General features: G+C 71.8%; 16 protein-coding genes. 9 read left to right on the top strand and 7 right to left on the bottom strand.

From position 1 onward, the window contains the following. Positions 1–117: 117 nt before the first annotated feature. A complete protein-coding gene (gene pepN / locus AC4BEG_RS22810) occupies positions 118–2,691 on the top strand; it encodes an aminopeptidase N (RefSeq protein WP_490701604.1) in 2,574 nt (857 codons plus the stop codon). A gap of 153 nt (positions 2,692–2,844) precedes the next feature. On the opposite strand, the gene AC4BEG_RS22805 is transcribed toward pepN, so the two are convergent. The 6 genes from AC4BEG_RS22805 to AC4BEG_RS22780 all read right to left on the bottom strand — a co-directional run bounded on the left by AC4BEG_RS22805 (position 2,845) and on the right by AC4BEG_RS22780 (position 9,288). Next, on the bottom strand, positions 2,845–3,054 hold the full coding sequence (locus tag AC4BEG_RS22805; protein WP_490701603.1) for a hypothetical protein: 210 nt from the start codon (positions 3,052–3,054) through the stop codon (positions 2,845–2,847). A gap of 229 nt (positions 3,055–3,283) precedes the next feature. Next, positions 3,284–5,320, bottom strand: a complete 2,037-nt coding sequence (locus tag AC4BEG_RS22800; RefSeq protein WP_490701602.1) for a tetratricopeptide repeat protein — start codon at positions 5,318–5,320, stop codon at positions 3,284–3,286. Positions 5,321–5,341: 21 nt separating this feature from the next. Then, the gene (locus tag AC4BEG_RS22795; RefSeq protein ID WP_490701601.1) at positions 5,342–6,316 is read right to left on the bottom strand and encodes an acyl-ACP desaturase; all 975 of its coding nucleotides are present in this window, start codon (positions 6,314–6,316) and stop codon (positions 5,342–5,344) included. A gap of 279 nt (positions 6,317–6,595) precedes the next feature. Further along, positions 6,596–6,838, bottom strand: coding sequence for a hypothetical protein (locus AC4BEG_RS22790; RefSeq protein ID WP_490701600.1), 243 nt, complete (start codon positions 6,836–6,838; stop codon positions 6,596–6,598). 9 nt (positions 6,839–6,847) lie between these two features. Then, complete coding sequence (gene malQ / locus AC4BEG_RS22785) at positions 6,848–9,004, bottom strand: 4-alpha-glucanotransferase (RefSeq protein ID WP_490701599.1); 2,157 nt, start codon at positions 9,002–9,004, stop codon at positions 6,848–6,850. Then, a complete protein-coding gene (locus tag AC4BEG_RS22780) occupies positions 9,004–9,288 on the bottom strand; it encodes a hypothetical protein (protein ID WP_201875536.1) in 285 nt (94 codons plus the stop codon). The genes malQ and AC4BEG_RS22780 overlap by 1 nt, the downstream gene beginning before the upstream one ends. Before the next feature lie 387 nt (positions 9,289–9,675). Between AC4BEG_RS22780 and AC4BEG_RS22775 the strand changes: the two genes are divergently transcribed. Next, positions 9,676–12,666, top strand: coding sequence for a glycoside hydrolase family 84 protein (locus tag AC4BEG_RS22775; RefSeq protein WP_490701598.1), 2,991 nt, complete (start codon positions 9,676–9,678; stop codon positions 12,664–12,666). A 56-nt stretch (positions 12,667–12,722) separates the two neighbouring features. Here the strand turns inward: AC4BEG_RS22775 and AC4BEG_RS22770 are convergent, their stop codons facing one another. Continuing rightward, on the bottom strand, positions 12,723–13,259 hold the full coding sequence (locus AC4BEG_RS22770; RefSeq protein WP_201875534.1) for an HNH endonuclease: 537 nt from the start codon (positions 13,257–13,259) through the stop codon (positions 12,723–12,725). Positions 13,260–13,714: 455 nt separating this feature from the next. Between AC4BEG_RS22770 and AC4BEG_RS22765 the strand changes: the two genes are divergently transcribed. The 7 genes from AC4BEG_RS22765 (at position 13,715) to AC4BEG_RS22735 (ending at position 21,732) form a co-directional block, all read left to right on the top strand. Further along, positions 13,715–14,794, top strand: coding sequence for a mechanosensitive ion channel family protein (locus AC4BEG_RS22765; protein WP_490701597.1), 1,080 nt, complete (start codon positions 13,715–13,717; stop codon positions 14,792–14,794). Between the two features lie 193 nt (positions 14,795–14,987). Beyond that, positions 14,988–16,208, top strand: a complete 1,221-nt coding sequence (locus AC4BEG_RS22760; RefSeq protein WP_490701596.1) for an ROK family transcriptional regulator — start codon at positions 14,988–14,990, stop codon at positions 16,206–16,208. A gap of 26 nt (positions 16,209–16,234) precedes the next feature. Then, complete coding sequence (locus tag AC4BEG_RS22755) at positions 16,235–17,563, top strand: ABC transporter substrate-binding protein (protein ID WP_490701595.1); 1,329 nt, start codon at positions 16,235–16,237, stop codon at positions 17,561–17,563. 11 nt (positions 17,564–17,574) lie between these two features. Then, the gene (locus tag AC4BEG_RS22750) at positions 17,575–18,528 is read left to right on the top strand and encodes a carbohydrate ABC transporter permease (protein WP_490701594.1); all 954 of its coding nucleotides are present in this window, start codon (positions 17,575–17,577) and stop codon (positions 18,526–18,528) included. A gap of 26 nt (positions 18,529–18,554) precedes the next feature. Further along, complete coding sequence (locus tag AC4BEG_RS22745) at positions 18,555–19,460, top strand: carbohydrate ABC transporter permease (protein ID WP_490701593.1); 906 nt, start codon at positions 18,555–18,557, stop codon at positions 19,458–19,460. Beyond that, positions 19,457–20,719 carry a 6-phospho-beta-glucosidase gene (locus AC4BEG_RS22740; RefSeq protein ID WP_490701592.1) on the top strand — a complete coding sequence of 421 codons (1,263 nt, stop codon included), beginning with the start codon at positions 19,457–19,459 and terminating at the stop codon, positions 20,717–20,719. The genes AC4BEG_RS22745 and AC4BEG_RS22740 overlap by 4 nt, the downstream gene beginning before the upstream one ends. Next, positions 20,710–21,732 (top strand): N-acetylglucosamine kinase, encoded by a 1,023-nt coding sequence (locus AC4BEG_RS22735; protein ID WP_490701591.1) that lies wholly within the window; start codon positions 20,710–20,712, stop codon positions 21,730–21,732. The genes AC4BEG_RS22740 and AC4BEG_RS22735 overlap by 10 nt, the downstream gene beginning before the upstream one ends. Positions 21,733–21,869 lie beyond the last annotated feature (137 nt).

Genomic DNA, 21,869 nt, shown 5'->3' with positions numbered 1-21,869 from the left:
CCGAGGGGGGGCTGGAGCGGACGGGCCGACGTCCACTCCAGCCCCCCTTTATTGCACCGCCGCGAGGGGGGTGTCCGTGGAAGGATGGCCGGAAACGCGACACAAGGAGATTGCCAGGTGCCTGGAACGAACCTCACCCGCGACGAGGCACAGCAGCGGGCCCGCCTGCTCACCGTCGACTCGTACGAGATCGAACTCGACCTCTCGGGCGCGCAGGAGGGCGGCACCTATCGCTCGGTGACATCGGTGCGCTTCGACATGGCCGAGGCGGGCGCGGAGACCTTCATCGACCTGGTGGCGCCCACCGTGCACGACGTGGTGCTCAACGGCGAGTCGCTGGATCCGGCCGAGGTGTTCGCGGACTCGCGGATCGCGCTGCCGGCTCTGCTGACCGGGCGCAACGAGCTGCGGGTGGTGGCCGACTGCGCGTACACCAACACCGGTGAGGGGCTGCACCGGTTCGTCGACCCCGTCGACCAACAGGCGTATCTCTACACACAGTTCGAGGTGCCGGATGCGCGCCGGGTCTTCGCGAGCTTCGAGCAGCCCGACCTGAAGGCCACCTTCCAGTTCACCGTGACCGCGCCCGAGGGCTGGACGGTGATCTCCAACTCGCCGACGCCCGAGCCCAAGGACAACGTCTGGCACTTCGAGCCGACGCCGCGGATCTCCACGTACATCACCGCCCTCATCGTCGGCCCGTACCACAGCGTGCACAGCTCCTACGAGAAGGACGGCCGCTCGGTGCCGCTGGGCATCTACTGCCGTCCCTCGCTGGCCGAGTTCCTCGACTCCGACGCGATCTTCGCGGTGACGCGGCAGGGCTTCGACTGGTTCGAGGAGAAGTTCGACTACCCGTACCCGTTCGCCAAGTACGACCAGCTCTTCGTGCCGGAGTTCAACGCGGGCGCGATGGAGAACGCGGGCGCGGTCACCATTCGCGACCAGTACGTCTTCCGGTCCAAGGTGACGGACGCGGCGTACGAGACGCGTGCCGAGACCATCCTCCACGAGCTGGCCCACATGTGGTTCGGCGACCTGGTCACCATGGAGTGGTGGAACGACCTGTGGCTCAACGAGTCGTTCGCCACCTACACCTCCATCGCCTGCCAGGCGCACGCCCCGGGCAGCAGGTGGCCGCACGCCTGGACCACCTTCGCCAACTCCATGAAGACCTGGGCCTACCGGCAGGACCAGCTGCCGTCCACCCACCCGATCATGGCCGAGATCCGTGACCTGGACGACGTCCTGGTCAACTTCGACGGCATCACCTACGCCAAGGGCGCGAGCGTGCTGAAGCAGCTCGTCGCCTACGTCGGCATGGACGAGTTCTTCACCGGCGTCCAGGCGTACTTCAAGCGCCACGCCTATGGGAACACCCGACTGTCCGACCTGCTCGGCGCGCTGGAGGAGACCAGCGGCCGCGATCTGAAGACCTGGTCGAAGAAGTGGCTGGAGACCGCGGGCATCAATGTGCTGCGCCCGGAGATCACCACGGACGCCGTCGGCACCATCACCTCCTTCGCGGTCCGGCAGGAAGCCCCCGCGCTGCCGGCCGGCGCCACCGGCGAGCCGGTCCTGCGGCCGCACCGCATCGCCATCGGCCTGTACGACCTGGACGCCACCGGCAAGCTGGTCCGCTCCGACCGGATCGAGCTGGACGTGGACGGTGAGCTGACCGAGGTGGAGCGGCTGACCGGCAGCAAGCGCCCCGCGGTGATCCTGCTCAACGACGACGACCTGTCGTATGCGAAGGTCCGGCTCGACCCGGACTCGCTCGCCGTGGTCACCGAGCACCTGGGCGACTTCGAGGCCTCCCTGCCGCGCGCCCTGTGCTGGGCCTCGGCCTGGGACATGACCCGGGACGGCGAACTGGCCACCCGCGACTATCTGTCGCTGGTGCGGTCGGGCATCGCCAAGGAGTCCGACATCGGTGTCGTCCAGTCGCTCCACCGCCAGGTCAAGCTGGCCCTGGAGCTGTACGCGGCACCGGACTGGCGGCCGACCGGCCTGGCCACCTGGACCGAGACCACGCTCGACCACCTGCGGGCCGCGGCCCCCGGCAGCGACCACCAGCTCGCCTGGGCACGGGCGTTCGCCGCCACCGCGCGCACCGACGCCCAGCTGGACCTGCTCGCCGGGCTGCTGGACGGCACCGAGACGATCGAGGGCCTGGCCGTCGACACCGAGCTGCGCTGGACGCTGCTGGAGCGGCTCGCGGCCACCGGCCGGGCCGACGAGGCGGCCGTCGCCGCGGAGCTGGACCGCGACAAGACCTCGGCGGGCGAGCGCCACGCGGCGACCGCTCGGGCCGCGCGGCCGACACCCGAGGCCAAGGCGGAGGCGTGGGCCTCGGTCGTGGAGAGCGACAAGCTGCCCAACGCGGTGCAGGAGGCGGTGATCGGCGGCTTCGTCCAGACCGATCAGCGGGAACTGCTCGCGCCGTACACGGAGAAGTACTTCGCCGCGGTGAAGGACATCTGGAACAACCGCAGCCACGAGATGGCCCAGCAGATCGTGGTCGGCCTCTACCCGACCCTCCAGGTCTCCCAGGCCACCTTGGACACCACCGACGCCTGGCTCGCCTCGGCCGACCCCACCCCGGCCCTGCGCCGCCTGGTCATCGAGTCCCGCGCGGGCGTGGAGCGCGCCCTGAAGGCCCAGGCCGCGGACGCCGCAGCGGCGAGCTGACGCCACCGACGACCACCGCGGGCCGGGTCCTGTTGGGCCCGGCCCGCGGTGTCGTACGTAGCCAAGCGGCGCGGCACCACGGCGACGGGGCCGAGCGGCCCCGGAGGCCGTGGGCGCTGGTGTCATCGCGACCGGGCGCAGCGGCCGTTGGTGTCAGTAACGGCCGTGGTGCTCGTGGTGGTTGTTGTGGCCGTGATGGTCGTGGCCGTGCCTGTTGTCGTGCTGCGCGTGCCGCCCGTTGTGGTGCTGGTTGTGGTGGTTGTCGCCGCAGGCGTACGCCGCACCGCCGAACAGGCCCGCGATGGTTGCGGCGGCCACGGTCACGCCGGCAGCCGTGAAGGCGCTCTTGAGGGGCTTGAGCATGATTCACCTCATAGGGTTAGAGATCGAATATTCCCCCGCAAAGGACGCTAGGGCGCGGTGAGAAGCGGTGCCAGCGGTGGAGTCCGCGGTTGCCCCTGTCGAGTGAGCGGTGCCTCCCCTGCTCGGTGTGGATCCACTGCCGGAGTAGCCCCAAGCGCAGAACCATGCGGCTGGAGCATCGGGAAGGGGCGGGGTGGGGGACCTCGCCACCACCCCGCGGCGCCCGGTGTCAGTGCTGGTGGGTGACCTGCTTCAGCAGGGCGCGGATCTCGTCCAGGCTCATCCGGGCGCTGCCGTCCGGGTCGTGCTCGACGGCCTTCTCGAAGTGTTTCTCGGCCGCCTCCAAGTCGCCGCGGCGCCGGGCGATGTCACCCGCCAGGCGGTGGGCCGTGCGGTGGCCGGGGGCGTCCGCGAAGACCTCCGCCAGCACCTCGCCCGCCTGCTCGTCCCGGTCCAGACCGATCAGAACCTCGGCCAGGTCCAGCCGTGGGTCGTCCACCCCCAGCCGGGCCAGGGCGTCGTACTGGCGCAGCACCCGCGGATGGTTCTCCACCGCGCGGCGCAGCCACGGTTCGGCCTCCTCCACGCGGTCCAGCCCGCGCAGCGCCTTGGCGAGCCAGTACGGGGCCTCCAGGTGGTCGCCGTCGCAAGCGGTGTGCAGCAGCGGTTCGGCCTCCGCGTGGGCGCCGCGGCGGACCATGCTGCGCCCGGCCAAGAAGGCGGGCGGGACTAGCCCGGTGCGGGCGGCGCGGACGAACCAGCGCTCGGCGTTCTGCGGGTCGCCGCCGCGCTCCTGCGAGGTCCAGCCGAGCTGCCAGGCGGCGCGGCCGTGGCCCAGGCCCGCCGCGCGGTGGAACCAGATCTCCGCGGTGCGCTGGTCACCGGCCTTGTCGTGGATGACGCCGATCTCGTACGCGGCCTCCGCGTCGCCCTCGGCCGCCGCGGGCTCGTAGTACGGCGCCATGAGCGTGCCCTTGGCCCCGCCCGCCCCGTAGAGCATCCGGCCGAGGTCGAGCAGGGCGCGCGGGGTGCCCGCCGTGCGGTACCACTCGGCGGCCTCGGGGAAGCGGTAGAGCCGGTCGAGTGCGTCGGCGTAGGCGAAGCAGTCGTCCGGGCCGCCCTCTTCGGCGCGGGCGCGCAGTGCGGGGAGGCGCTCCCGCCAGGCGGCGGACGGCTGCCGCTCGGGGTCGGCGCGGATCGCGGCGACGTCCTCCAGGGCGCGCACGATCCGCTCCTGGCCCTCGTCGAACGGATCCCACGTGTCCTCGTCCACGCCGGTCGCGCGGAACCACCGCTCGGCCTCGTCCAGCCGCCGCTGGCGTTTGCACAGCATGCCGAGGTTGAAGCAGGCCCACAGGTGGCCGCCGTCCGCCTCGTGGGCGGTGCGGTACCACCGCTCGGCGGCGCGCAGATCGCCGCGCTCCTCGAACCAGACGCCGAGCACATAGGCCGCGCCGTCGTAGCCGCGTTCATGGCTGCGCTCGACGAGGGCGCGGGCCTCGTCGAAGCGGCCGGGGTCACGGGCGATGAAGATGGCCTGGTCCACCAGCGCCTTGGCGCTGCCGACCGCCGCGGCCCGCGCGTACAGCTCCTCGGCTTCGGCGACCATCCGGGGGTAGGTGTCGAACATGCTCTCCCGGTCGGGGTCGAGGAGTTCGCGCAATGCGTCGTAGGCGGCCTCGGGGTCGCCCTGGGCCTCGGCCGCGGCCAGCGCCTCCCGCCAGTCCTCGAGGTCCCCGAGGATCTCCTCGATGACCGCGCGGGTGCGGACAGCCACGTGGTCGCCCTCGTCGGACGCCTCGGCCAGCCGCTCCAGGGCGGTGTCCCACTCGCCCCGCGCGGCCAGCATCACCGCGCCGTTGGTCTTGCACTCGACGCTGCCCAGCCCGGCCCCGCGGCCGTACCACTCCTCGGCACCGGCGGTGTCACCCGACTCCTCCAGCAGCCGGGCGAGTCCGAAGGCGCAGCCGCCGTCCCGTTCGGCCGCGGTGCGGTACCACCGCTCGGCCTCCGCGAAGTCACCGCGGTCCTTGTGGCAGATCGCGAGGGTGCGTGAGGCGTGCGGGTCCCCGGCGTCGGCCGCGCGGGCCCACCAGGGCAGGGCCTCGTCCAACAGGCCCTGCCCGGTGAGGTGTTCGGCGTACGCCCGGTAGGCACCGGGTTCCCCGGCGGCCGCGGCGGTCCGCAGCGCGGCTGCCTCGGCCGTCTCCCCCGGGGTGTCGGGGGTCGTGCCGCCCGGCGTTCGGTGCGATGAATGTTCGACCATCGTCCGATGGTGCCAGAGTGATCAAACGCGCTCGGCACGGGCCCTGCGCCGGGCCAGCAACGCCTCTCGCTTCTCGTCGAACTTGGTGGCCTGGTCGTCCAGTCCACCCATGAACAGGCCCAGTTCCTCCTGCGCCTTCAGCCCCTCCGGGCCGAGGCCGCCGATCTCCAGGACCTTCAGGAAGCGCAGCACCGGCTGGAGGACGTCGTCGTGGTGAATGCGCAGGTTGTAGATGCCGCCGATGGCCATCTGGGCGGCGGCGCGCTCGAATCCGGGGATGCCGTGGCCCGGCATACGGAAGTTGACCACCACATCGCGGACGGCGGACATGGTCTGGTCGGGCGCCAGCTCGAACGCCTTCGCCAGCAGATTGCGGTAGAAGACCATGTGCAGGTTCTCGTCGTTGGCGATGCGGGCCAGCATCCGGTCGCAGACCGGGTCACCGGAGTGGTGGCCGGTGTTGCGGTGCGAGATACGGGTGGCGAGCTCCTGGAAGGCGACGTACGCCACCGAGTGCAGCATGCTGTGCGCGTTGTCGGACTCGAACCCCTCCGACATGTGCTGCATCCGGAACCGCTCCAGCTCGACCGGGTCGACGGCGCGGCTGGTGAGCAGGTAGTCACGCATGACGATGCCGTGGCGTCCCTCCTCGGCCGTCCACCGGTGGACCCAGGTACCCCAGGCGCCGTCACGGCCGAAAAGGGTGGCTATCTCGTGGTGGTAGCTGGGGAGGTTGTCCTCGGTGAGCAGATTGACCACCAGCGCGATCCGGCCGACATCGCTGACCTTGGACTGCTCGGGCGCCCATGCCTCGCCGCCCATCACCCCGTCGAAGTTGCGCCCGTCGCTCCAGGGCACGTACTCGTGCGGCATCCATTCCTTGGCGATCTTCAGATGCCGGTTGAGCTCGACCTCGACGAATTCCTCGAGAGCGAAGAGCAGCCGGCTGTCGCTCCACACGACCTGGCCGTGTCGACGGGAGGGGGCGAGAGTCACAGCGGGGCTCCTGGGGACGGGGGCGGCGGTCTTTACTTACGGCTCCGTAGGTTACGTCACCGTAGGTTAAAGCGAAAATAAACGGCCCTGGACCCCCGGGTGACCCATGGTGAACTCGCCGCGGCACGGCAGGAGTCGACGCGCGTGCGCCCGCGCACTGTGGCGGAGTCAACGCCCGGCAGTGGACCCGGCCGCACAGACGACAAAGGCGCCCCCGGCCGGATGGCCGGGGGCGCCTTCGCAGCGCCCGCCCAGGGCGCTTTCGTCGATCGCCCGGTGTCAGTCGGTCTGCTTGCCGGACTTCTTGTCTCCGACAATCACCAGACCGGCGATCACCAGGAAGAGCACAATCGGAGTGACGACGTAGAGGCCGAGCGTCGCGGCGACGCTCAGGCCCGGACCCGGGTCGTCACCGTCATCGGGGGTGAGCCCGAACGCGGGAGACGACATCAGCACCATCGCCGTCGTCGCGGCGACCACGGCCCCGGCGCGCACGGCGTTCTTTTTGACCTTGTTGCTCACGGACTCAACTTATCCGACGCCTCCGCGCGGGTCGTGCGCGGGGTGGCCCCGTAAGGCACCCCGCCTCCCCGGCGCGGCGGGCTGCTCCCGTACAGCGCGGGAAAGCTCGGCCATCAGGTCGTGCAGCCGGGGCGAGGCCACCAGCTCCTCCAGCGAGACGGGCCGCCCCGTGGCGTCGGCGATCGGCAGCCGCCAGTTGGGGTACTGGTCCCAGGTGCCCGGCAGATTCTGCGGTCTGCGGTCCCCCACCGCATCCGGCAGCCACACCCCCACCATCCGGGCCGGGGTGCGCAGCAGAAAGCGGTGAACGGCCCTGATGGCCGCCTCCTCGTCGCCGGGCCCCTCGGGCAGCAGCCCCAGCCGCCCCAGCAGCGCCAGCCACTCCGCGACCTCGACCGCGTCCGCGGCGCGCTCCTCGGCGAGCGGGCGGGTGAGCAGCCCCAGCCGGTGGCGCAGCTCGACGTGGTCGCCGGTGAACCGCGCGGCGGTGCTCGGCAGATCGTGGGTGGTGGCGGTGGCCAGACAGTCGGCGCGCCACTCGTCGGGGGCCAGCGGCCGGGGCGTACCGGCAGCCGGGCCGGTGTGATAGTCCCGCTCGAACCACAGCACCGAGGTGCCCAGCACCCCGCGCCGCGCCAGCGTCTCCCGTACGCCGGGCTCGACCGTGCCCAGGTCCTCCCCTATGACGACCGCGCCCGCGCGGTGCGCTTCCAGGGCGAGCGCCCCGAGCATGGCCTCCGCGTCGTAGCGGACGTAGGTCCCCTGGACCGGCTCCCGGCCCTCGGGGACCCACCACAGCCGGAACAGGCCCATCACATGGTCGATACGCAGCGCGCCCGCGTGGCGCAGCAGTCCGCGCAGCAGCTCGCGATAGGGGGCGTAGCCGGTGGCGGCGAGGGCGTCCGGGCGCCAGGGCGGCAGACCCCAGTCCTGGCCACGGGAGTTGAACGCGTCGGGGGGCGCCCCGATGGACATCCCGGAGGCGAACACATCCTGCTGGGCCCAGGCGTCGGCGCCGGAGGGGTGCACCCCGACCGCCAGGTCGTGCACCAGGCCGATGCCCATGCCCGCCTCGCGGGCGGCGCGCTGGGCGGCGGCGAGCTGGGCGTCGGTGAGCCAGGCGAGCCAGCAGTGGAAGTCGATGCGGTCCAAGTGCTCACCGCGGGCGCGGGCGGTGCGGGCGGAGCGCGGGTCGGACAGGCCGTCGGGCCAGCCGCGCCACTCGGGGCCGTGGGCCTCGGCCAGCGCGCACCACAGGGCGTGGTCCTCCAGGGCCTGGCCGCGCTCGGCGAGGAAGTCGCAGTAGGCGGCGCGGCGGCCGGGGCCGAGCGGCACGGTCCGCACCAGTTCCAGGGCCTCGCGCTTGAGCGCCCACACCGCGTCCCGGTCGATCAGCGCGCCCTCGGACAGGACGGCCGTGCGTAAGCGCGTGGCCGAGTCCAGGAGCTGGTCGGCACGCGTCCGGGCGGCGCCGCGCAGCTGGGCGTACTCGGGCACATCCTCGACCCGCAGATGGACCGGGTCGGGGAAGCGGCGCGAGGAGGGGCGGTAGGGCGAGGGGTCGGTGGGGGTACCGGGCACCGCCGCGTGCAGCGGGTTGAGCTGGACGAAGCCGGTGCCGAGCGCCCGGCCGGACCAGGCGGCGAGGTCGGCCAGATCGCCGAGGTCGCCCATGCCCCAGGAGCGGGCGGACAGCAGTGAGTAGAGCTGGACGAGGAAGCCGTGGCTGCGCGCGGGCGGGATGGGCATCCGGTTCGGGGCGGCGATCAGGGTGGCGCGGGCCCGGCGGCCGTCGGGCGCCCGCGCGGTCAGGGTGTGGGCGCCGGGCGGCAGCGCGGGCAGTCGCTCGGCGGCGGGGCCGTCCACCGGCCCCCACGTGTGCAGTGCGCCGTCCTCGGTGCGCACCCGCAGTACGGTGCCCTCGGGCACGCTCGGCCGGGGTGTGCCACCGGGGCGCACCACCACGCAGGGCGGCAGCAGCCGGTCGCGCTCACGGCTCGTATGCCGGGCGAGCGCTTCGGTGACGGATCGAGGGGTGGAGGCGTCCACGCCGAGCGCGGCGAGTACGGCGACGACGGTGTCCTCCGGCACCTGGACGGTGCGGCCCGGGGCGGGCTCGTAGGAGGTGGCGACACCGTGCAGCTCGGCGAGCCGCGCTCTGCCCATCAGAACTCCATCGGCTCCAAGCCCGCTCCGCAGGCGGCGGCGGTCGGCTCACTGGTCAGGGGAAGTTCGGCGGCGAGCGGGGGCTCGCTGGTCAGCGGAACATTGTCGGCGAGCGGAGGCTCGCTGGTGAGGGGCGCCTCGGTGGCACCGCCGGTCCCGAAGCCGTCCAGCCCGCACAGTCCGCAGTCGGGGTCGGAGACCCCGTGGAAGGGATCCGTGTCACTGGATGCCTCGGGCACGGGTTTGGACAGGGCGGAGAGCAGAAGCTGAGCTGACGCGGCCACACGGACCTCCGTGGGGTGTCGGCAGTAGGTCAACATCGCGCTTACCCACTCGCAACCGGTGCAGACGTAAACAACCCCCGGACGTGCCGTACCTCACATCCCGCCCGAGCGGCGATTTGTCGGCGACAGGGGATCGGGGACACAGAGTTTACGAACAGGACCACCCCTCGTCCGTCAGACTTGCGGGGCGTGCCGCATGGTGTGTGTCCGGCCGGTGCGGCCCCGACGCGGCCAGGGCGGCACATCGGTCGTCCGTGTTGACGCCCTCACCGGCGTGGTGGTGGGCTCATCGCCGGTCAGCGACGTGGGTGGAATGCCGTCTATCGGATCAGGGAGAAGCCGGTGCAGTTCGGGGGTAAGAGGCACAGGGCGGCGGGGGCGACGGCCATGGCGGCCGCGGTCATCGGCGGTCTGCTCGGCGGCGCTCCGGGCGCGAGTGCCGCACCCGTGGACCACGAGGGGCCCGGCACCTCCGCGCCGGACCGCGACAGCGACAGCAGGGTGCCCCCCGTCTGGCCGCGCCCCCAGTCGCTGCGCGCCCAGGGCGGCCAGGTCGCCGTGGGGGACGAGGCCACGCTCATAGCCGACGGCGACGCCGATCCGTACGCGCTGGACGCGCTGCGCGCCCTGCTGCACGATGCCGGGGCGCGCACGGTCCACGAGGTCACACCGGGTGGCCGCACCCCGGCGCGTGGACTAGTGGTGCACGCCGGAGGCCGCGGTGCGCAGTCCGCGCTGCGCGCCCTGCGCGCGCCCGAGCGCGGCGATCTCCCCTCCGGCGGCTATCTGCTGGCCACCGGGTCGGTGGACGGGCGGCCCACCGCGGCACTGTCCGGTGTCGGCCCGGACGGGCTCTTCCACGCCGTCCAGACGCTGCGACAGCTGCTGGTGGAGCGCCACGGCCGGAACGGCCGCGGACAGGACGGCAAGGCGTTCGCCGGAGTGACCGTCCGCGACTGGCCGGGCACGGCCGTACGCGGCACCACCGAGGGCTTCTACGGCTCCCCCTGGTCCAGGGCCGACCGGCTGGCCCAGCTCGACTTCATGGGCCGTACCAAGCAGAACCGCTATCTCTACGCGCCCGGCGACGACCCCTATCGGCAGTCCCGCTGGCGCGACCCCTACCCGGCCGCCCAGCGCGAGGAGTTCCGCGAACTGGCCACCCGCGCCCGCGCCAACCACGTCACCCTGGGCTGGGCGGTCTCCCCCGGCCAGCAGATGTGTTTCGCCTCCTCCGACGACGTCAAGGCGCTGCTGCGCAAGGTGGACGCGATGTGGGCGCTCGGAGTGCGCGCCTTCCAGCTCCAGTTCCAGGACGTCAGCTACAGCGAATGGCACTGCGGCAAGGACAGCGACACCTACGGCTCGGGACCGGAGGCGGCCGCCAAGGCGCAGGCCACGGTGGCCAACGCACTCGCCCGCCATCTGGCCGGGCGCCACCCCGGCTCCGTTCCGCTCTCCTTGATGCCGACCGAGTACTACCAGGACGGCGCCACCGACTTCCGGCGCGCGCTGGCCGCCGGTCTCGACCACCGCGTCGAGGTGGCCTGGACCGGTGTCGGGGTGGTGCCGAGGACGATCACCGGCGGCGAACTGGCCGGAGCCCGGTCCGCGTTCGGCCACCCGCTGGTCACCATGGACAACTACCCGGTCAACGACTACGCGCAGGACCGCATCTTCCTCGGCCCGTACACCGGCCGGGACCCGGCGGTGGCCACCCAGTCCGCGGGACTGCTGGCCAACGCCATGGAGCAGCCGACCGCCTCCCGGATCCCGCTGTTCACCGCCGCCGACTTCGCCTGGAACCCGCGCGGCTACCGGCCGCAGGAGTCCTGGGGCGCGGCCATCGACGACCTGGCCGGACCGGACGCCAAGACCCGCGCGGCACTGCGCGCCTTCGCCGGGAACGACGCCTCCTCGGTGCTCGGCGGCGATGAGTCGGCCGCTCTGCGCCCGCTGATCACGGCGTTCTGGTCGGCGCTCGGCGACACCGACGTGAAGCGGCTGGAGCAGGCGTCGGACCGGCTGCGCACCGCCTTCCGCACCATGCGCGACGCCCCCGACCGGCTGGCCGGGAAGCTGGGCGGCGATGTCCGCCCCTGGCTGGCCCAGCTGGGGCGGTACGGCGACGCCGGGGTGCGCGCCGTGGACATGCTCACCGCCCAGGCGCGCGGTGACGGCGCTGCGGCCTGGAAGGCCCGGGTCGCGGTGGAGGGGCTGCGCGAGAAGATCGCGGACAGCCGGGTGACAGTGGGCAAGGGCGTCCTGGGCCCCTTCCTGACCAAGGCCGTCGGCCACGCGGACACCTGGCTGGGGATGGACCGCGCCGGTACGGAGGGGCTGCGCACCTCCGGCGGCGACCGCGCGGCGGCCGACGGCAAGGTCACCACCGCGGTGGACGCCCCGAGCCGTCCGGTCACGGTGCGCTTCGGCCGTACCCGCCCCCTCGCCTCCGTCTCCGCGCTCACCACCCCGGTGGCCGACGGCTCGCCGGGCACGGTCGAGGCCCATGTCCCGGGCGAGGGCTGGCGGAAGCTGGGCGCGCTGTCCCGCGGCGGCTCCACCCAGGTGGCGGGCGAAGACATCCGGGCGGACGCGATCCGGCTCAGCTGGGCGGCGGGCGCCACCGCCCCGGACGTCCATGAGCTGACCCCCTGGTTCTCCGACACCCCGGCCGTGAAGCTGCGAATGTCGCACCAGGTGGCGGACGCGGAGATCGGCGGGCCACCCGCAGTGGTCGACGCCGAGCTCACCTCGCTGCGCCCCGGCGACGTCAACGGCGACCTCACCCTCCGTCCGCCGCGCGGTATCACCGTCCGGGCGCCCGACGGGGTGACGGCGCCGCGCGGCGGTACGGCCACGGTCCGACTGGAGATATCGGTCGCCAAGGGCACCAAGGCGGGCAGCTACACCGTGCCGGTCCGGTTCGGCTCGCAGCAGCGGACGCTGACCGTACGGGTCCTCCCGCGCACCGGCGGCCCGGACCTGGCCCGCGCCAAGGGCGCCAGGGCGACCTCATCGGGCGATGAGAGCTCCGGCTTCCCGGCCTCCGCCGCCGTGGACGGCAAGGCGGACACCCGCTGGTCCTCCCCGGCGAAGGACGGTGCATGGCTTCAGCTGGAGCTGGCCCGCCCGGCCCGGGTCGGGCGGCTCGAACTGCGGTGGCAGGACGCCTACGCCGCGCGCTACCGCGTCCAGGTCTCTGAGGACGGCCGCACCTGGCGTACGGCGGCCACGGTGGACCACGGCACGGGGGGCCGGGAGTCGGTCCGGCTGGACGCCCCGGACACCCGGTTCATCCGGATCCAGGGCGTGGAGCGGGCAACCCGCTCCGGCTACTCGCTCCGGTCGGTGTCGGCGTACGCGGTGGAGAAGTAGAGAGCACGCTGCCCGCCGCGGGAGACGCGGCGGGCAGACATGACGATGGCCCGGTCTCAGGCGGATTTGCCGTCGATCCGGGCCATGGCGTCTTCCGCGCCGTATGCCTGGAGGTATGGCAGCCAGCGCGGGTCCCTATGCCCGGTGCCGATGATGCGCCAGGCCAGCCCGGACGGCGGCGCGGGTTGATGACGCAGCCGCCAGCCGATCTCGGCGACATGGCGGTCGGCCTTGACGTGATTGCAACGACGGCACGCGGCGACCACGTTCTCCCAGGTGTGCTGACCACCGCGACTGCGCGGAATGACGTGATCGACGCTGGTTGCGACGCCACCGCAGTACGCGCATCTGCCGCCGTCACGGGCGAACAGAGCACGGCGGGTGAGCGGGACGGGGCCGCGAAAGGGCACCCTCACAAAGCGCTTCAGCCGGACAACGCTGGGAGCGGGTATGACGCGGGTCGCGCTGTGCATCAGGGCGCCTGAGTCCTCAAGGCTGACGGCCTTGTCGTTGAGGACGAGAATGAGCGCGCGGCGGAGCGGTACGACGCCGAGCGGCTCGTACGACGCGTTGAGGACCAGGACATGCGGCACGGATGCCTCCTTGTACGCCGGCGGCGCGTGGCTCGCGCCGGGACGATCTCCCCCAGTTTCCCCTGAACCCTGGCCGGAACGCCACTATCACCGGGTTAACGGTTGAGAGGCATTTCCGCGTACCCCGCGTATACCGTCCGCTCACCACGCCGCCCGACCCCCGTCCGGGCAGCCCGCACGGGGCCGTTGCGGTTCCGCGGACCGGCCCCGCGGACCGAGGGGGCGAGGCGGGGAGTGGCAAGAATCACGGGCCCCGGAGCCCGTACCGGAGCGCGCTTCCCGTCCAGCGGTAAAAGAGGGAGCTGAGGCCGGTCCGCCCGCTCATGAGCGCCCCCTGGACGCCCTCGCGCGCTCTCGAACACAGGAACGGCACATTCCTGCGCCCGGCTACTGTGTGAGAGGTTACGCGCGCGGGCGATCCGTGCGGGCATGTCGCACACGAAGGGTTTTCTGCTGTGTTCTGGTCCGCTGCTCTGGCCGCTGACTCGACGCCTCGTCCCACGACCCTCGACGACGCACAGGAGAGCGCCACCAACGCCGCGGGGTGGGTCGAGGAGAACTGGTCCACCTGGTTGAACGTCGGGCTGCGCATCGCCCTGATCCTGGTGATCGCGTTCGTGGCCCGTCACCTCGTCCGGCGTGCCATCACCAAGCTGATAGACCGGATGAACCGCACTGCCCAGGCGGTCGACGGCACCGCGCTCGGCGGGCTGTTGGTCAATGTGGAGCGGCGGCGGCAGCGGTCCGCGGCGATCGGCTCGGTGCTGCGCTCCGTCGCATCGTTCATGATCATGGGCTCCGCGGGGCTGATGATCCTCTCCGCCCTGAAGATCAATCTCGCACCGCTCCTCGCCAGCGCCGGTGTGGCCGGTGTCGCGATCGGTTTCGGCGCCCGCAATCTGGTCACCGACTTCCTCTCCGGTGTCTTCATGATCCTGGAGGACCAGTACGGCGTGGGCGACTCCATCGACGCCGGGGTCGCCTCCGGTGAGGTGATCGAGGTCGGGCTGCGCGTCACCAAGCTGCGCGGGGACAACGGCGAGATCTGGTACGTGCGCAACGGCGAGGTGAAGCGGATCGGCAACCTCAGCCAGGGCTGGGCGACCGCGAACGTCGACGTCCAGGTGCGGGCCGACGAGGACCTGGACCGGGTCCGCGCGATCATCACCCAGGTCGGTGTGGAGATGGCCAAGGACGAGCCCTGGAACGAGCGGCTGTGGGAGCCGGTCGAGGTGCTGGGGCTGGACGCGGTCTATCTGGACTCCATGGTGGTGCGGGTCTCGGCGCGCACCATGCCGGGCAAGGCGCTGGGCGTCGAGCGCGAGCTGCGCTGGCGGATCAAGAAGGCGCTGGAGGCGGCGGGCATCCGGCTGGTCGGCCATCCCCCGGAGGCCGCCCTGGAGACGGCGACCGGCGATCCGGCGGCCGGCGTGAGCGCGCCCTCGGTCCTGGCCAACCCCGAGTCCCCGCAGTCCCAGGCGGCCAGCTCGATTCCGCCGCCCGCCCCGGCGACCGCGCAGCCGCCCGTGAAGTGACACCCAGGGTTTCCGCCTGAGACGAACGCTCCCGCCCCCGCTTAAGGGGACGGGAGCGTTCGTCGTCCGGGACACGGGCGAGCCGGGCCCCGCCATACCCATTGACGCCGGATGGCCTGGCGCCTACGTTCCCTTTTATCAATAGGAAAGTTTCTTAACAGATCCGACCTCGCCAGAGCCAGGGAGCACCGCCATGGCCGCACCACCCGGCAAAACACCCGGCACCCCGCGCGTACTGCGCGCCATGAACGACCGGGCCGCGCTGGAGCTGCTGGCCGCGCACGGCCCGCTCACCCGGACCCGGCTCGGGGAGCTGACCGGGCTGTCCAAGCCCACCGCCTCCCAGCTGCTGTCCCGTCTGGAGTCCGCCGGTCTGGTCCGCACCACCGGCAATGTGACCGGGCGGCCAGGCCCCAACGCCCAGCTGTACGAGATCGATCCGGCCGCCGCCCACGTCGCCGCGCTCGCCGTGGACCAGGCGGGCATCACCGCCACCGTCGCCGACCTCACCGGCCGCACCGTCGGCGACCACCGGGTGGCCGCCCCCGCGGACGACCGGACGCCGAGCGCAGCTCCCGCCGAACTGGTGGCCAAGGTCGTCAACGGGGCACTGGCCGCCGCCGGTCTCGACCGCGGCGCGCTGCACTCCACCGTCATCGGCACCCCCGGGGCGCTCGACCCGCGCACCGGCACCCTGCGCTACGCGCCCCATCTGCCCGGCTGGCAGTCCCGCACCCTGCGGGAGGACCTGGCCCGGGTCCTGGGTACGCCGGTCGTCATCGAGAACGACGTCAATCTCGCGGCCGTCGCCGAACAACACCACGGCATCGCCCAGGACTTCGACGACTTCGTCCTGGTCTGGGCCGACGAGGGGGTCGGCGCCGCCATCGTGCTCGGCGGCGCCCTGCTGCGCGGGGCCACCGGCGGGGCCGGGGAGATCGGCTATATGCCGCTGCCGGGGGCACCGCTCGCCCGCGGCGGCCAGGACGACGCTGCCCGGCCGGACGCGGGCGGCGGGTTCCAGAAGCTGGTCGGCTCGCCCGCCGTGGTGGAGCTGGCCCATGACCACGGGATCGACGCGCCCAGCGCCGCCAAGGCGCTGACCGCGGCTCTGCGCACCCCCGGCGCGGGCGACGCGGTGCTCACCGAGCTGGCCCGCCGGCTGGCCACCGGGCTCGCCTCCGTCGTCGCGGTGGTCGACCCCGAACTGGTCGTGCTGTCGGGCGAGATCGCGCAGGCCGGAGGGGAGCGGCTGCGGGAGCTGGTGGAGGCCGAGCTGACCGGGCTCGCCCTGCCCAGGCCGGAGATACGGATCAGCGCGATCGAGGGGGATCCGATCCTGCTCGGCGCACTGCGACAGGCCCTGACCGATGCCCGCCACACGGTGTTCGACACCGCCCGCCTCGACGTCTGACTCCCCCGCCCCCGAAGGACGGCCCCATGCCACGACGAACGGCACCCCTCCTCTCGGTCCTGAGCGCCTGCGCCCTCCTGCTGACGGGCTGCGCCAACCCCGCCACCGGCAGCGCCGAAGACGATCCGACCAAGCCCGTGACCCTGCGGTTCTGGCACGGCTGGGCGGAGAAGAACGAGGTCAAGGCGATCAATGACAGCATCGCCCGGTTCGAGGAACGCCACCCCAACATCAAGGTCAAGGCCACCGGAAACGTCACCGACACCACCGTGAACCAGGCGCTGCGGGCCGGTGGGGACGATGCCCCCGACGTGGTCTCGTCCTTCGTCACCGACAATGTGGGGCAGTACTGCTCGTCCGGGATGTGGGTGGATCTCGACCCCTTCATGAAGAAGACCGGTCTGGACAAGCACCGGGTCTTCCCCACCACCCTGCTGGACTACACGAGTTACCGGGGCGAACAGTGCGCCCTGCCGCTGCTCGCCGACTCCTACGGCCTCTACTACAACAAGGACGCGTTCAAAGAAGCGGGCATCGAGCGCCCGCCGCGCACCATGTCGGAGCTGAAGCGCAACGCGGCCAAACTGACCCGGCGCGCCAAGGGTGGCGGTTATGAACGGGTCGGTTTCATGCCCAACTTCCGTCTCTACGAGAACAGCCCGGAGCGGCTGTTCGCCCAGTGGGGACCGTCCTATTTCGACAAGCGCGGAAAAGCACGGCTGGCGGAGGAACCGGCGGCCAGGGAGTTCTTCGCCACCCAACGGGAGCTGATTCGCCGCCAGGGCGGCTACGGCCCGCTGGAGCGATTCCGTACCTCCTTCGGTGACGAGATGTCCTCGCAGAACGCCTTTCTGACCGGAAAGCTGGCCATGCACCTGGACGGCGAATGGCGCGCCCGATCCCTCAAGGACGCCCCCTTTGAGTGGGGCACCGCTCCGCTGCCCGTTCCGGACGACCGGCCGGAGACCTACGGCCGGGGCTTTCTCACCGGCACGGTCGTGGGCATCGCCCAGAGCAGCGCCCACCAGAACGCCGCCTGGGAACTGGTGAAATTCCTGACCTCGGACACCGATCAGGTCGTCGCCTTCGCCAACGCCATTCACAATGTGCCGTCCACGAAGGCGGCGCTGGCGTCCCCCGAGCTGGACTCCGATCCGGCGTTCCGCACGTTCCTCCGTATCGCCGGGAACCGCTACAGCAGCGCCCTTCCGGCCTCGATCAACGGCGGCCAGTACGTGGTCTCCTTCCAGGACTTCGGCTATGCCGTGGAATCGGGACGGGTGCGCGACCTCGGACAAGGGCTGAGGACGCTGGACGAACAGATCGACGCCGACACTGTCCAGGCCCAGAACTGACGGAGTGCGCCATGACCCCTCTCACCTCCGCCCCCGCCCTGCGCCGCAAAGCCGTGCGCGAGCGGCTGCGCACCCTCGGCTTTCTCTCGCCCTGGCTGATCGGCTTCACGGTGTTCTTCGGCTATCCGCTGATCGCCACCGTCTATTTCTCCTTCATGCACTACAACCAGATCGAGACCCCCACCTTTGTGGGGCTGCGGAACTGGCGGTATGTGTTCGAGCAGATGCCGCTGTTCGGCCCGGCCCTGTGGAACACCCTGTGGCTGGTCGTGGTGATGGTCGCGCTGCGGGTGGTCTTCGGATTAGGCATCGGGCTGCTGGTCACCAAGGTGAAAACCGGGGTGGGGTTCTTCCGCACCGCGTTCTACCTGCCGTATCTGGCCCCGCCGGTGGCGGCCACGGTCGCGTTTGTCTTTCTGCTCAATCCCGGCACCGGACCGGTCAACGCGATCCTCGGGAATGTGGGCATCCACGCCCCCAACTGGTTCAACGATCCGGCCTGGGCCAAGCCCTCGCTGGTAATGCTCTCGCTGTGGGGCATCGGCGACCTCATGGTCATCTTCATGGCCGCACTGCTGGACGTCCCCCGTGAGCAGTACGAGGCGGCCGAGCTGGACGGCGCCGGGGCGCTGGCCACCTTCCGCTATGTGACCTGGCCGTCGATCACCCCGATCGTGATGTTCGCGGTCGTGACGGGTGTGGTCCAGACGATGCAGTACTACACCCAGGCGCTGGTGGCCGGAAAGCTGGCCTCCGGTGTCAGCGTCGGCCCCGGCTCGGTCATCCAGCCCGGCTATCCCGACCACTCCACGCTCACCGTGCCGCAGCTCGTCTACTCGCTCGGCTTCCAGAACTTCAACACCGGCGCCGCGTGTGTGCTCTCGCTGGTGCTCTTCGCCATCGCGATGGCCGTGACCACGCTGCTGATGCGCCGCCGCGCCGGCCTGCTGTCGGCCGAGGACTGAGCCGAGGACTGAGAGGACCGATCCGCATGACCGCGACCACCACCCTCCCGGCGCCCGCCGCCCCCTCGCGCCCCGCCGCCCGCCGCTCCCCCGCCCCCGCGGCCCGCCGCCGCGCGGCGCTGGAGTGGATAGCCGTGCACACCGTCGCCCTCGCCGCGGCGCTCTTCTTCCTGCTGCCGTTCGTCTTTGTCTTTCTGACCTCGGTGATGAGCGACGACCAGGCGATGAGCGGCGAGTTGTGGCCGCATGAGTGGCACTGGTCGAACTACGCCGAGGTGTTCTCCACCCCCGGTTTCGCGGACTGGTGGCGCAATTCGCTGCTGTACGCGGGACTCGGCACCCTTTTCACCGTCTGCTCCTCCGTTCCGGTGGCCTACGCACTGGCGAAATTCCGTTTCCGGGGCCGCCGGACCGCCATGCTGCTGGTCATCTCCACCATGATGCTGCCGCCCCAGGTCATCGTGATCCCGATGTATCTGGTCTGGGCGCAGCAACTCCATCTGTCGGGTTCGCTGTGGCCACTGATCATTCCGATGGCGTTCGGTGACGCGTACTCCATCTTTCTGTTGCGCCAGTTCCTGCTGACGATTCCGCGGGAGTATCTGGAGTCGGCCAGGATCGACGGCTGCGGGGAACTGCGAACCCTGCTCCGCGTGGTGGTCCCGATGGCGAAGCCGGGCATCGCGGCCGTCGCGCTCTTCCAGTTCTTCTACTGCTGGAACGACTATTTCGGCCCGCAGATCTACGCCGCGCAGAATCCGAGCGCCTGGACGCTCAGTTATGGCCTGGAGAGTTTCAAGAGCGCGCACAGCGTCAACTGGAATCTGACGATGGCGGCGACCCTTCTGGTCATGGCCCCCGTCATCGCCGTCTTCTTCTTCGCCCAGAAAGCCTTCGTCGAAGGCGTCACACTGACAGGAGTCAAGGGTTGAAGCTCGCAGTGGTGGGTGGGGGATCCACCTACACCCCCGAACTCGTGGATGGATTCGCCCGGTTGCGGGATCTGCTCCCGCTGGCGGAGCTGGTCCTCATCGACCCGGCCGCCGACCGGCTGGAGCTGGTCGGCGGTCTGGCCCGCCGGATCTTCGCCCGGCAGGGCCACCCCGGCCGGATCTCCTGGACCGCCGATCTGGACGCGGGTGTGGACGGCGCGGACGCGGTGCTGCTGCAACTGCGCGTCGGTGGACAGGCCGCGCGCGATCAGGACGAGACCTGGCCGCTGGAGTGCGGCTGCGTCGGCCAGGAGACCACGGGCGCGGGCGGGCTGGCCAAGGCGCTGCGTACGGTCCCGGTGGTGCTGGACATCGCCGAGCGGGTGCGCGCGCGCAACCCCCGCGCCTGGATCGTGGACTTCACCAATCCGGTGGGGATCGTCACCCGGGCGCTGCTGTCCGCCGGGCACCGCGCGGTCGGGCTGTGCAACGTGGCCATCGGCTTCCAGCGGAAGTTCGCGAAGCTGCTGGGCGTCGCGCCCGGGGAGGTGTCGCTGGAGCACATCGGGCTCAACCACCTCACCTGGGAGCGCGCCGTGCGGCTCGGCGGCCCGGACGGCGAGGACGTCCTGCCCAAACTGCTCGCCGAGCACGGCGACGCGGTGGCCGAGGACCTGCGGATGCCCCGCGCGCTGCTGGACCGGCTCGGTGTTGTCCCCTCCTACTACCTGCGCTACTTCTACCAGCACGACGCGGTGGTACGGGAGCAGCGGACCCGGCCGTCCCGGGCGGCGGAGGTCGCGGCGATCGAACGGGAACTGCTGGAGATGTACGGCGATCCGGCGCTCGACGAGAAGCCCGAACTGCTCGGCAGCCGCGGCGGGGCCTTCTACTCGGAGGCCGCGGTCGATCTGACCTCCTCGCTGCTGCGGGACACCGGCGAGGTGCGCATCGTCAACACGGTCAACGGCGGCACCCTGCCGTTCCTCCCCGATGACGCGGTGATCGAGGTGCCCGCGAGGGTGAACGCGCGGGGCGCGGAGCCACTGCCGGTGCGCCCCCTGGAGCCGCTGTTCGCCGGGCTGGTCGCCCAGGTGACGGCGTACGAGAACCTGGCGCTGGAGGCGGCTCTGCGGGGCGGACGGGAGCGGATCTTCCGGGCGCTGCTCGCCCATCCGCTCATCGGCCAGCTCGAGTACGCCGAGAAGCTGACCGACGACCTCATCGCGCACAACCGGGAGCACCTGGCGTGGATCTGACCCAGTCCGTATCCCCTCCGGCCACGGCGGGCCGGGCGGTCCTGGCGATCGACGCGGGCAACAGCAAGACCGATGTCGCGCTGGTCGCCCCGGACGGCTCGGTCCTCGGCACGGCCCGCGGCGGCGGTTTCCGGCCACCGGTGGTGGGCTCCGAGCGCGCGGTGGACGCGCTGGCGCCACTGGTGGAGCGGGCGGCCCGGACGGCGGGCGGCCCGGGACCCGCGCGGATCGGCCATATCTCGGCCTGTCTGGCCAACGCCGATCTGCCCGCCGAGGAAGAGGAGTTGACCGACGCGCTGACCGCCCGCCGCTGGGGCGCCGGTGTCACCGTGGCCAACGACACCTTCGCGCTGCTGCGGGCGGGGGTGGCGGACACCGGTGAGCCGACCGGTGTCGCCGTCGTCTGCGGCATGGGCATCAACTGCGCGGGGCTGGGCCACGGCGGCCGTACCGCCCGGTTCCCGGCCGTCGGCCGGCTCTCCGGCGACTGGGGTGGCGGGGGCTTTCTGGCCGAGGAGGCGCTGTGGTGGGCGGCGCGCGCCGAGGACGGCCGCGGCGAGCCGACCGCACTGGCCCGCGCCCTGCCCGCGCACTTCGGTCTGACCACGATGTACGAGCTGATCGAGGCGCTGCATCTGGGTGCGCTGAAGGCCGCGCGGCAGCTGGAGTTGACCCCGGTCCTCTTCGCGGTGGCCGCGTCCGGCGATCCGGTCGCGGGCGCGATCGTGGCCCGGCAGGCCGAGGAGGTGGTCACCCTGGCCACGGTCGCGCTGACCCGGCTCGATCTGCTGGCCGAGCCGACCCCGGTGATCCTGGGAGGTGGGGTGCTGGCGGCCCGTCATCCGCTGCTGGACGGCCGGATCCGCGAACTCCTCGCCGAACGCGCCCCCAAGGCCGAGCCCCGTGTCATCACCGCCCCGCCGGTACTCGGCGCCGCGCTGCTGGGCCTGGACCGTACGGGCGCGCCCGCGGGGGCGCACGCCCGGCTGCGCGAGCAGTACCGGCGGGGGTGAACGCCGCGGCATCGGCCGGAGCGGGAACCGGCCGGTGGTGCGTGGCGTGCTCACAGAGGGGACCCATGGTTCGGCCGGGGCGGTCACAGACCATCCGGACGCGATCGCGAAGCGGAGATCGCGATCCGAACAAGATC

The organism is Streptomyces sp. JLBJ103, assembly GCF_058215575.1.
This window is presented reverse-complemented; position numbering and strand designations above follow the sequence as displayed.

Bases quoted from the DNA above. Each gene is read 5' to 3' on its own strand.
- AC4BEG_RS22805 (WP_490701603.1), bottom strand. From the start codon at position 3,054: ATGCTCAAGCCCCTCAAGAGCGCCTTCACGGCTGCCGGCGTGACCGTG.
- AC4BEG_RS22800 (WP_490701602.1), bottom strand. From the start codon at position 5,320: ATGGTCGAACATTCATCGCACCGAACGCCGGGCGGCACGACCCCCGAC.
- malQ (WP_490701599.1), bottom strand. From the start codon at position 9,004: ATGGGCAGAGCGCGGCTCGCCGAGCTGCACGGTGTCGCCACCTCCTAC.
- AC4BEG_RS22775 (WP_490701598.1), top strand. From the start codon at position 9,676: ATGGCGGCCGCGGTCATCGGCGGTCTGCTCGGCGGCGCTCCGGGCGCG.
- AC4BEG_RS22760 (WP_490701596.1), top strand. From the start codon at position 14,988: ATGGCCGCACCACCCGGCAAAACACCCGGCACCCCGCGCGTACTGCGC.
- AC4BEG_RS22755 (WP_490701595.1), top strand. From the start codon at position 16,235: ATGCCACGACGAACGGCACCCCTCCTCTCGGTCCTGAGCGCCTGCGCC.
- AC4BEG_RS22750 (WP_490701594.1), top strand. From the start codon at position 17,575: ATGACCCCTCTCACCTCCGCCCCCGCCCTGCGCCGCAAAGCCGTGCGC.
- AC4BEG_RS22745 (WP_490701593.1), top strand. From the start codon at position 18,555: ATGACCGCGACCACCACCCTCCCGGCGCCCGCCGCCCCCTCGCGCCCC.